The organism is Aliidiomarina sp. (genome assembly GCF_047920995.1).
In the GTDB taxonomy this organism is placed as follows: Bacteria; Pseudomonadota; Gammaproteobacteria; order Enterobacterales; family Alteromonadaceae; genus Aliidiomarina.
Map to the genome: position 1 here is coordinate 23,756 of NZ_JBLRWZ010000030.1, position 9,104 is coordinate 32,859.

Genomic DNA, 9,104 nt, shown 5'->3' on the forward strand with positions numbered 1-9,104 from the left:
TACGTGAGGATTATTTGAACAGGATCACATTTTTCTAAATCTTGTTTAATAGTATGAGTGTTCACCACGGCTATGTTCGGTAATATCACGCACGCCATTTAGCTCGCCCGGGAACAGCTCAAGCAACTGTTTTTCAATGCCTTCCTTCAAGGTTACATCTACCATTGAACAACCGTTACAACCGCCACCAAACTGCAGAATTGCAATGCCATCATCAGTAATTTCAGAAATCATCACTTGCCCACCATGGCTAGCGAGTTGCGGGTTAACCTTTGATTGAATTACATAATCTACCCGTTCAATTAACGGGGCATCATCGGCTACCGCTTGTGCTTTTGCATTCGGAGCTTTTAAGGTGAGCTGGGAACCCAGTTCCTGCTCAACAAAATCGATTTCCGCTGCTTCTAAGAATGGCGCACTTTCAGCATCTACCACGGCATCAAAGCCCGCGAAATTAAGGCGGATATCTGTGTCTTCAACAGAATCTTGGGGAGCATAAGATACTCCGCACTCTGCATTCGGCCGGCCAGGATTTACTACAAACACGCGAATGTTTGTGCCTTCCTCTTGTCGACTTAGCAACTCACGGAAATGAGTTTGTGCAGATTCTGAAATTGTAATCATGCCTACCACCTTCTAAATTTTACATACCTGAGTATTTCAGTAGGGTTTATTCTATCGCATCAGAGCTGCATTGCATAGTAACTCTATTGGCTGATCAACAAAGATTTGCTAGCTTGATAAAATCGGAAATTTAGGAGCACAACAATGATAAAACTACCCACACTAATGAAGAAGGCTTCTGTAGCGCTAGTTGCCGCAGTAGCGTTTACCGCAGGGGGAATCAGTACCGCGATCGCCGCTGATTTAGATTATTACCTGCCTAGCAATGTTAGCTACGATGAAAGTATTCCAAAACCCGCTGAGATCCTTGGCTTCGAAGTAGGTGAGTGGCATGCTCGCCCAGAGCAAATTGCTCGCTATATGGAAGTGCTCGCCCAACGCTCTAACCGGATTACTCTCGAAATCACTGGCCGCTCGCATGAGTATCGGCCAATGATGATGCTAAAAATTAGTGCGCCAGAAAACCAAAACCGCCTCGAAGAAATGCGCCAACAACATATGGCAGTTACCGATCCAAGCCAGAACGTAAACGCCAAAGAAGCTCCATTAGTTATTTATATGGGCTACAGTGTGCACGGTGATGAGCCATCAGGTTCAAACGCTGCACTACTTACGGCCTATTATTTAGCCGCAGCACAAGGCCCAGAAATTGATGCCTGGCTTGATAATACCGTGATCTTACTTGATCCAATGTATAACCCAGATGGCTTAGCGCGCTTTGCTACTTGGGTAAATCAATACCAAAGCATGACCCCAGGTTCTGATCGCCAACATCGCGAGCATCAGCAAGATTGGCTGCGGGGTCGGCAAAATCATTACTGGTTTGATTTGAACCGTGATTGGTTACTGCTCCAGCACCCGGAATCACAAGCACGTATTTCTGCTTACCAACGCTGGATGCCAAACGTACTTACTGATCATCATGAAATGGGTACCGATGCCACTTACTTTTTCCAGCCTGGTATTCCTTCACGGAAAAACCCACTTACGCCAGATGAAAACGTACGCTTAACCGAACGGTTAGCAGAGTTCCATGGCCGCGCGCTCGATAAAGTACATAGCATTTACTACACCGAAGAATCATTCGATGATTTCTACTACGGTAAAGGTTCAAGCTACCCTGATGCACAAGGTACTATTGCAATTCTATTCGAACAAGCCTCTTCACGCGGTCATTTGCAAGAATCAATTAATGGTGATGTATCCTTTCCATTCACTATTAAAAACCAATTTATTACTTCACTTTCTACTATCGAAGGTTCGGTAGCAGAGCGTGAATGGTTATTAGATTTCCAGCAACGATTCTTCAAAGAGAACATGGAACTCGCAGGCCGAGAAAACTTTGATGGCTACATGTTGCGCGAAGCAGACCAAGGCCGCATGCATGAGTTACTGCGTATTTTACGCGCTCACTCAATTGATGCTTACCCGGTTACGGAAAGCTTTACCGTAAACAACGTAACTTATCGCCCGGGTGAGGCCTATTACGTACCAATTCGCCAGCGTAACTACCGGCTATTAAAAGGTGCGTTTACCACTCGTCAAGATTTCCCAGACAACACTTTCTACGATGTATCAGCCTGGACATTACCTATGGCGTTCAATGTAGAGTTTGCGGAAGTTCGCCAAAATCGCCGCTTCCGTGTTGCTAGCGAAGCATGGCAAGCGCCAGCAGAGTTCGAAGCAAATCAACTAGCACAAACCGATGTTGGTTATATATTTGGTTGGGAAGCCCATTTCGCGCCGCGCTTATTGAACCGATTATTGCAAGAAGGGATTCATGCGCGATTAGCAGCCGATGAAATGAGTGTTACTTCACCAAATGGCGAGCAGAAGCTGGCTAACGGTGCGGTAATTGTAACGCGGGCTTACCAGGATCATGCGTGGGAAGATGTGCAAGCCACTCTTACCAAATTGGCCGATGAAAACGAAGTACGGGTGCACACCATTGCCAGCGGCATGACCCCTAGTACGGGTATGGATATTGGTAGCCGGAGTATTAATCCAGCCACTGAACCGAAAGTAATGATTGTGATTGGCGATGGCGTGAACCTGCAAGAATCAGGCGAAGCGTGGTACTACTTCGACCGTCATTTAAACATTCCGGTTACCATGATTGAAACACAACGCTTAGATCGTGCCGATATCAGCCGCTACACGCACATTGTGCTAGTAGATGGCCACTACCGTACTCTTAGCGACCGCTTCAAAGCCAGCTTGCAACAATGGGTTCGCAGTGGCGGTACCTTGATTGGGCAGAAAGGCGGCGCCCGCTGGATGAGTGAGAATAACTTACTCAGTACCACGGTAGTGCCAGCAGACGAGTTCAGAGCGAAATTCCCAACCGAAGGTTTACGTTATGGTGATCGGGATCAATATTTTGGTCAACAGCGTATTGCCGGCGCGATATTTAATAGTACATTAGATCTTAGCCACCCACTTGCTGTTGGTTACACCCGTGATACCTTGCCAATTTTCAAAAATAGCACCATCGCTTTTGAAAACAGTAGCAGCCCGTTTGTGGATGTAGCTACTTATACTGAGCAACCAGTATTAGCAGGCTATACTTCAGAGGGTAATCGCGAAGTGTTAAGTGAGCGCACTACTGTGTTGGCCCATCGTATGGGTAGCGGCCGGGTGATTGGGTTTGCAGATAATGTGAACTTCCGGGGTTACTTCTGGGGCACCACTCGCTTAATGGCAAATGCGATTTTCTTCTCGCAGTACGCACTTGGCACCGCCGGTGATGAAGCAGAAGAGGAAGAAGACGAAAACGCGCACTCGCACTAATTTGCGTTGCGCATTCCAGCATTACGCCTAGCAATCAAGCTAGGCGTAATGATGCTGAGGAGCTAGCAATGCAGGAACCACAACATCCCCACCTTAAGCCTAATCGCGCCATTGCTGGCCAACTGCGCTACCAAGGCAAACCTGCACAATGGCCACAATTAGTAAAATCCGGCAACCGTATTTTTATTGGTACCCACGCAGCCGTACCCCACGCACTTATTAACGATTTGTTAGCTAATTGCAGCTATCTTCATGATGTGGAGATTGTGCAAGTAGGCGCATTTGGTGATAACCAATGGGTTGAGCCCAAGTATCTGCAAAACTTTAAAGTGAATACGTTATTTATAGGTGGCGAACAAGTGCGAAAAGCTGTGGCCGAAGGGCGCGCCGATTATACACCCGCCTTTATGTCGGATATTCCCTCGCTATTTACCGATGAAATTTTACCTCTCGATGCTGCACTGATTATGGTGAGCCCCGCAGACGAGCATGGTTATCATTCATTAGGCGTTTCTGTAGATATTGTTTCCGCAGCGCTGCGCAGTGCCAAGCTGGTAATTGCGCAAGTAAATCCGCAGATGCCAGTAACCTTTGGCCAAGCCTTTATTCATAAAGGCCAAATTGATGCGCTTTTTTATGCTAACGAGGCACTGCTAGAAATCCACCCTCCGCAGCTTGATCCGGTTGCTGAGCGCGTAGGCCAATATGTTTCTCGATTAATTGATGATGGCGCTACGATTCAAATTGGTTTTGGCAAAGTGTGCGAAGCCACGTTGCGCTACTTAGGTAATCACAAAGATTTAGGGGTACACAGCGAGCTCATTACCGATGGCATTATGGATTTAATGCTGCAAGGGGTAATTAATAACCGCAAAAAAACCTTTCATCAGCACAAAGTAGTAACCAGTTTCGCTATTGGCACCCAGCGTTTATATGATTTTGTGAATCACAATCCACACCTTGGCTTTTACCCTAGTGAATATGTAAATTCGCCTGCCAATATTGCCCGTAACGATAATATGGTTTCCATTAATAGCGCGATTGAAGTGGATTTAACCGGGCAAGTAGTATCTGATTCCATTGGCTATCATTTTTACTCGGGCATTGGTGGCCAAGTAGATTTCAGCCGCGGAGCTTCTATGAGTGCCGGCGGTAAACCGGTAATCGCGCTCCCCTCTACCGCGAAAAACGGTACCGTTTCCCGAATTGTACCGCACATTACCGAAGGGGGCGGCGTGGTTACCTCGCGCGCCCACGTGTATTATGTTGTTACCGAGTTTGGTGTGGCTTCATTACGTGGAAAAAGCATTCGCGAGCGCGCCTTAGAATTAATTCGAGTGGCGCATCCGAAGTTCCGTGAAACGCTGCTACAAGAAGTTCGCAAGCACTATTACGTGCCCCACTATCAGCAACAAACGCCGGTGGAAGTTCCCGAGCTTGGGGAAATTGGCTTTCAACGGCTAGATATTAATGGCGAAGCTTATGATTTGCGCCCATTAAACCCAAGTGATGAGCGACGCCTGCAAGAGTTTTTCTATTCGCATACCAAAGAAACCCTGCAAATGCGCTATAACACGGTGCCTACGCAAATGAGCCGAGAGAAATCCTGCAACTTAGTGAGCGTAGATCAATCGCGAGATATAGCGCTTTGCATCGTGCGCCAGCATGGTTCGGTTTCTCAAATTCAAGCGGTGGGCCGCTATTACCTTAGCCATGATGGCAGTAATTGCGAAGTGGCGTTTGTTACCCGGGAAACCAATCAAGGCAAAGGTATGGCAAAGATCTTGTTAACCGAAATGAAACGTATTGCTACGTTACGTGGTGTTCAGCGCATGCTTGCGTATGTGCGTGCCGAAAACCAGAAGATGCTCGCGGTATTTGAGAAGGCTGGCTTTCGCCGCTTACCCGCCGACGAGCCCGGCGAAGTATACTTAGAGTTATTATTAACCCCTGAAGCGTGAGAAGCCAATGTCGATAACTATTTTTAGCCATGCCGCCTGTGCGTTACACCGGGTTACCGAAGTTCACCCCGAATGCCCTGAACGGCTCGGTGCAGTAAATGATCAGCTCATTCGCTCAGGCCTTGAGTATGTGATCACGCAAAAAGATGCTACCCAGGCAAACAAAAACGATTTGTATCGCGCCCATGATGTAGCCTATGTAAATGATGTATATGCCAAAGCCCCTTCGGATCCGGAAAACCACGTATGGCTAGACCCAGATACAGTAATGACCGCCGGTACCTTAGAAGCGGCACTGTATGCGGCAGGCAGCGGTATTAATGGTATTGACGAAATTATGCAAAGTGCTAATCAACGGGCATTTTGTGCAGTACGGCCACCCGGCCATCATGCAACACGCAGCGCAGCGATGGGCTTTTGCGTGTTCAACAATATTGCAGTAGCTGCCCTGTATGCGTTGCATGAATATGATATTCAACGCATTGCGATCATTGATTTTGATGTTCACCACGGTAATGGCACCGAGGATATTTTTTTACAGGATGATCGGGTGCTGTTCTGTTCATCGTTTCAGCACCCGCTGTACCCGAATACCGGCACCGATACCATTAGCCCACACGTAATCAATATTCCGATGCCGGCAGGCTGCGAGGGTTTTGAATGGCAAGCGGCTGTGCGGGAGCGCTGGTTCCCTGCTATCGATGCATTCGCCCCCGATCTTATTCTCGTTTCTGCTGGTTTTGATGGCCATTTAGAAGACGACATGGCGCAGTTTAATTTGCGTGAAGATGATTATTTTTGGATTGGTAAAGAACTAAAAAAGCTAGCTGATATGCACTGCCAAGGCCGCATGCTGGCAATGCTTGAGGGTGGTTATGATTTCAGCTCATTAGGCCGCAGTGTGGTGGCCTTTTTGAAAGGCATTTTGTAGCGCTCATTACATTGGCGTACATGCACATACTTGGCCCGCAGCTAAACAGGCTCTTTTTTCGGTGTGTAAGCAACGGCCCATGCATCAACCAAGCATGGCCGCTGTTGTTGTAATGCCATGGCAATAGCGTTCACGGTGGCACCGCTGGTAATCACATCATCTACAATTGCCAAGCGGCTGTATGCTGGCCGCTGCAAGCAACGAAAAGCGCCAGCAAGGTTCGCTTGCCGTTCCGCCTTACCCAGTGCATGGCTCGCCTTAGTAGCCCCTCTGCGCAGAGGATAGATTACCGGAATCCCCAACAATCGCCCTACTTCTTCGGCCAATAAAGCGGCCTGATTGTAACCGCGTTTAAACCAACGCCGCGTACCCAAAGGCACAACCACTAGCGCATCGGGCAAAAAGATCTTTTCCTGCCGATACAAACTTACCACTTGGGCGGCCAGGAGGGGCGCAAAGCTATTTACCAAGGCTGGCTGGTGGCTATATTTATACTGCTGTAACCAGCGCGTTACTGGAGCTTCATACGAGAGTGCGGCGCACCATAATCGGCAGGGGCTGGCAGCTTTGTGCTCTTGCTGAAGCTGCGCTTGCAGATCACCACAACACCTAGGCGGTAAGCGCGGTAGATCGGCAAAACAATGTTCGCAAATACCGAATGATAGCTCCGCCGGTAATTCACACAACCAACACACTCCCACCGTTGGTAATTTTTTGCAGAGTACGCGCCAAAGCTTTACCATAGCTTTCTTTCCTAGTAAGCCAATGCAACCGGCCAACCATTGCCTTTGTGCGCTCATACCCGCGCGTTAATAATGGTTGGCAGCATTAGCGATTAAACACAGTAAAGGTAGCGTGAATGGTTCAACATGCAGATAAGTTAAGCGTTAACGTACAAGGCTCAGGCGCCCCATTGGTTTTGCTGCATGGCTGGGGGCTAAACCAAGCGATTTGGTTTCCTATTCGCGCACAACTGGCGCAACACTTTCGCGTGTACACCATTGATTTACCGGGCTTTGGTGAATCAAATTGGCAACAGGGCAATGAAGATTTTCAGCATACCTGTGCACGTGCAGCAGAGCAGCTTATTGCCAGCATTGGCGAGCCTTTTCATTTAGTTGGCTGGAGTATGGGTGGGTTGATAGCCACGCAAATTGCCCTCGATTACTCCACCTATGTAAAGCGTTTAGTATGTGTGGCAAGTTCACCATGCTTTGTTGCACGCCCAGATTGGCCAACCCCCAGCACCGGCAATATGAGTGCGATGCCGAATGGTGAATGGCCTGGGATTAAGAAAGAAACCCTAGAAACCTTCCGCTATCAGCTCACCACCGATTTCCGTAAAACCTTGGAGCGCTTCTTGGCGGTGCAAGCATTAGGCAGCCCCGCAGCCCGGGAAGAAATAAAAGCGATGCGGGCACTGCTCGCTGAACGGCCCGAGCCGCAGCCAGAAGCGTTAGTTGCAGGTTTGCGTTGGTTAGCTGAAGTAGATTTACGCAGTGCGCTGGGTGCATTGAATGTGCCTTCATTGCACATGTATGGCCGCCGCGATAGCTTGGTACCGATTGCGGCCAGCGCCGCGGTGGCGAGGTACTTACCAAGCAGCATAGGGCACAGTTCTGAGTTGCATGCTTCTGAGCAGCACAGCAGCTGCCAGTTTGACGCCAGCGCCCATGCCCCGTTTTTCACCGAACCAGAGTTATTTGTACAACGCCTACAGCAGTTTCTAATGCCAGACGCTTAGCCGCGAGAGCGGCGTACACGCCAGTGTGGAACTATGCAATTCAGCGCTGGCACTGGGGGCAATAAAACGAATTACGTTGGCCAATTTTCACCGCTTTAATCGGCGTAGCACAGGCTGTACAGGCTTGACCATTGCGCCCATACACCGCTAGCTCTTGTTTAAAGTAGCCTGGCTTACCATCGGCTTTCATAAAATCCTTCAAGGTGGTGCCGCCTTGTGTAATCGCCAGCGCAAGAATTTCTTTAATTGCCGCACTAAGTTGCGCAAACCGCGCTTTACTTATCTTACCGGCAGCCCTGCGCGGGTCGATACCAGTAGCAAACAAGGCCTCATTGGCGTAAATATTGCCAACCCCTACCACCACGGCATTATCCATAATAAAGCTTTTCACCGGCATTTTACGGCCACGTGACAACGCGAATAAACGCTCACCATCAAATTCATCGGTAAGCGGTTCTGGGCCTAAGCCTTCGAGCAGCACATGGGTTTCATTCGGCGCCTGCCATAACACGGCGCCAAACCGGCGCGCATCATTCAACCGCATGCTATAGCCATTATCCAGTTCCAGCTCAAAGTGATCATGCTTTTGCCGCGGTTGCGAAGTTGGCAACACATGCAGCTTGCCCGACATCCCCAAATGAATAATGAGAGTACCATGCACACAATCAAGCAGCAGGTATTTGGCTCGCCGCCGAATGGCTATTATCTTTTCACCCTCTAGCAATTTTACCGCTTCGGGAATTGGCCAACGTAAGGTAGGAAACCATATTTGCACCGCTGTTACTGTTTGTTGCAACACGTGCGGGGTAATCCCTAATCGGCTTACTTCAACTTCTGGTAATTCAGGCATACACTATCCAATTGAATAATTGAGAACTTTTTCGATACCCATAAGCGCATTTCAAACGTATATTGGCGCAGCAAAGCTGCTAATCGCGGTTTCTAGACATATTACGCTTACATAGCATTACATGAGTACAAAGCATACATGAACCTAACGCTCGATTCACTGCACCAAACTCAAGGTGAGCTTACTACTGCTATCGATGATGAG

The 9,104-nt window shown here is 48.5% G+C and carries 7 protein-coding genes; 4 read left to right on the top strand and 3 right to left on the bottom strand.

Translation table 11 applies throughout. The annotated features are described in order from the left end of the window. Window positions 1-45: 45 nt before the first annotated feature. On the bottom strand, window positions 46-624 hold the full coding sequence (gene nfuA, locus ACNA7P_RS08785) for a Fe-S biogenesis protein NfuA (RefSeq protein WP_416258251.1): 579 nt from the start codon (window positions 622-624) through the stop codon (window positions 46-48). Between the two features lie 144 nt (window positions 625-768). Between nfuA and ACNA7P_RS08790 the strand changes: the two genes are divergently transcribed. From ACNA7P_RS08790 to ACNA7P_RS08800, 3 genes are all read left to right on the top strand, one after another. Beyond that, window positions 769-3,414 (top strand): M14 family metallopeptidase, encoded by a 2,646-nt coding sequence (locus tag ACNA7P_RS08790; protein WP_416258252.1) that lies wholly within the window; start codon window positions 769-771, stop codon window positions 3,412-3,414. Between the two features lie 68 nt (window positions 3,415-3,482). Then, window positions 3,483-5,375: a GNAT family N-acetyltransferase gene (locus ACNA7P_RS08795; RefSeq protein WP_416258253.1), complete on the top strand. Its 1,893-nt coding sequence runs from the start codon at window positions 3,483-3,485 to the stop codon at window positions 5,373-5,375. Window positions 5,376-5,382: 7 nt separating this feature from the next. Continuing rightward, window positions 5,383-6,306, top strand: coding sequence for a histone deacetylase family protein (locus ACNA7P_RS08800; RefSeq protein ID WP_416258254.1), 924 nt, complete (start codon window positions 5,383-5,385; stop codon window positions 6,304-6,306). Window positions 6,307-6,347: 41 nt separating this feature from the next. On the opposite strand, the gene ACNA7P_RS08805 is transcribed toward ACNA7P_RS08800, so the two are convergent. Next, the gene (locus ACNA7P_RS08805) at window positions 6,348-7,049 is read right to left on the bottom strand and encodes a ComF family protein (protein WP_416258255.1); all 702 of its coding nucleotides are present in this window, start codon (window positions 7,047-7,049) and stop codon (window positions 6,348-6,350) included. Window positions 7,050-7,165: 116 nt separating this feature from the next. On the opposite strand from ACNA7P_RS08805, the gene ACNA7P_RS08810 reads away from it, so the two are divergent. Next, window positions 7,166-8,050, top strand: coding sequence for an alpha/beta fold hydrolase (locus ACNA7P_RS08810; protein ID WP_416258256.1), 885 nt, complete (start codon window positions 7,166-7,168; stop codon window positions 8,048-8,050). 40 nt (window positions 8,051-8,090) lie between these two features. On the opposite strand, the gene mutM is transcribed toward ACNA7P_RS08810, so the two are convergent. After that, window positions 8,091-8,900, bottom strand: coding sequence for a bifunctional DNA-formamidopyrimidine glycosylase/DNA-(apurinic or apyrimidinic site) lyase (gene mutM / locus ACNA7P_RS08815; protein WP_416258257.1), 810 nt, complete (start codon window positions 8,898-8,900; stop codon window positions 8,091-8,093). Between the last annotated feature and the right edge of the window lie 204 nt (window positions 8,901-9,104).